Source organism: Microcystis sp. LEGE 08355 (genome assembly GCF_015207185.1).
GTDB lineage: Bacteria > Cyanobacteriota > Cyanobacteriia > Cyanobacteriales > Microcystaceae > Microcystis > Microcystis panniformis.
In genome coordinates this window covers 1-2,268 of sequence record NZ_JADEXI010000688.1, presented here as the reverse complement: position 1 = coordinate 2,268, position 2,268 = coordinate 1, and the positions used below count along the sequence as shown (strand labels likewise).

Here is a 2,268-nt window from a genome sequence, read left to right as displayed (position 1 = left end):
GTAGCGTAACATGAGCGGGCGTTGGGTTTCATGCTTCAACCGTTCGGCAAAAGCTCACGGCCGAAGCCCAACCTACGTTCATCTTATATTTAATTCCACCCACCCACTTATCTGGCAATTTGTCGATTAAAATTCTTGATTTTTGTTTAATATTTTTTATTTCCATGATGGTTTCTAAAATGACTTCTGATAATGGATAATTATCAACTATTCATTATTAATTAAAAAGGGCGATCGCAAAATTACGCCTTCTTAAAAAAGAGATTAAACGCCTTCAGCAAAACCCAAAGGTTGAAACTGAGCATCATTGATAATTTTAACCGTTTCCCCCGACTGCTTAATCACAAACAAACCCCGCCGATAAGCATAGACATCTATCCCCTGATCAATTTCAATGCCTGCCACTGCCCCATAAACCCGAAACTCTCGAAATTGGGGGAAAGCAACCTTAAATCGCTGTAATCGGCTGACAAAATCATCTACATCATCCCTCGACAGTCGAGATTTACATTCCACCGCCACCAACTCGCTCCCATTCACCGCCACAATATCAATCTCCATTGCCGCCCCAGGACGCTTACTTTTCAAGCGACTCATCGTTTGGGTGACATCAATGCCCCGTTCCTGAAATAAACGCACGACCGCAGGCTCTACCATTTCTTCAACGAATCTGCCCCAGCGCGTTGTTAGGTTATTAACAGCTTTGGTCGTTTCTTGTACCTGTTTTTTTAATTCTTCCATCGTGCGATTAGCTTCCTCTCTGCGGCGATCAGCTTCGGCACTGCGGCGATCAGCTTCCTTTTGAAACTCGGCAAATTGGGCTTCAGTTCTTTCAAATAACTTGTAAATATCGGCGATCGTTACAGCGTCTGACATAGGAAGATTCTTCAAGCTTGAGAAGTCTAGTCCCATTCTAGCGACTTGGCGGAGAAGAAATGTCCCTAGCTTCTCATCCGTGTTTTTTCAATCAATTATTGACTATCAACAAATCAGCGATCGCAGTTCAAGGGGAAGGGGTCAAAGGTCAAAAGGCGATCGCGGTCAATGGATAATTATCAACCATAGCTCCTGCGGCCATGGGCTACTATTTTGATCATCAGGAAGAAATTGACCTGGAAATCACCCAAGAATGGGATCAGGTACAAATTAGCATAACGCGAATAGCTAAATCACCTTTTTACACCGGGAGGAAAGAAGTGACTTTTTCCCTGCCCTTCCCCCGAATGCACCCCGTAACTGATATAAGTAGAGATGTAGGTCTATAACCAAAATTGCAGCATCAGTTCGGTTAGGTGACTGTTTTTCGCTTGTCTAGGAGGGTAGATATGCTCAACGAATTAATTTATGAAGGATTAGGTTTAAGTGCTGTTTTCGGAGGACTATTCCTCTGGTCGCGCTCTGGTCTCGTCAGCAAAAATACCGCCCTTTTAGCCGCACAAGCGCAATTACAGCAAAGTAACTCAGATTTGTTGGTTCAAGTCAAGGGTTTAGACGTGGCGCAATCAGAGTTAAAAGACGAAAATCAGCAGCTGCACGCCAAAATAATTCACATAGAACAACATTCCGCCCAATTACAGCACAAAGCTACGGATTTAGAAAATTCTCTCCAGTCCCTCCAGCAAGCTGTGCAAATAGGTGAGAGTGAAATCGAACAACTGAAAACCACCGCTAAGGACATAGAAGCGGAGAAAGTGGGTTTGATGGAGCAGTTAGAGGCAGAAAAAGCCCAAATTACTAGCCTAGAGGCACAGATTCAAACTTTAGAGCAGCAAAAAGGTGAAATTAACCGTCAATTTGATTTGACTAAAAAACAGACCACCTCTCTCTCTAGTCAAATTCAGACCCTAGAACAGGATAAAGCTCTCTTACAGCAAGAGCTAGAAAAAGCCGAAGAATTAAGGGCGAAAGTGGCCGATTTAGAGCATAAAAACCGAGAATTAAGCGATTTAGCCGCCCAAATTCCCAGCTTGCAAGGTCAAATTCAAACCTTAGAACAGAATCTAGCTCACCAAACAGAACAGTATGAGCAAGGACAGCAAGAAATAGCCAGCTTACAGGGTCAAATTAGCGGGTTAGAGCAGCAAAAAAAGTCTCTCAGCGAAGATTTAGCCGCAAGTCAAACTCGATCGCTCTCTTTAGGGCAAGAATGCGACAATTTAACTATAAAACTGCAAGAAACCGTCGCTCAAGTGGCGGACATAACCGACGAAAAGGACAGTCTCGGCGCTCGTCTCGAAGCAGCTAAACTGGAGTTACAAGCTTTAGAAG

1 protein-coding gene and 1 pseudogene are annotated in these 2,268 nt (G+C 43.7%); one reads left to right on the top strand and one right to left on the bottom strand.

The window, feature by feature from the left end:
• Nucleotides 1–264: 264 nt before the first annotated feature.
• A complete protein-coding gene (locus IQ242_RS22935; protein ID WP_193961536.1) occupies nucleotides 265–876 on the bottom strand; it encodes a DUF3782 domain-containing protein in 612 nt (203 codons plus the stop codon).
• A gap of 449 nt (nucleotides 877–1,325) precedes the next feature.
• Between IQ242_RS22935 and IQ242_RS22930 the strand changes: the two are divergent.
• Nucleotides 1,326–2,268: pseudogene (locus IQ242_RS22930) on the top strand (DNA ligase); the annotation flags it as partial.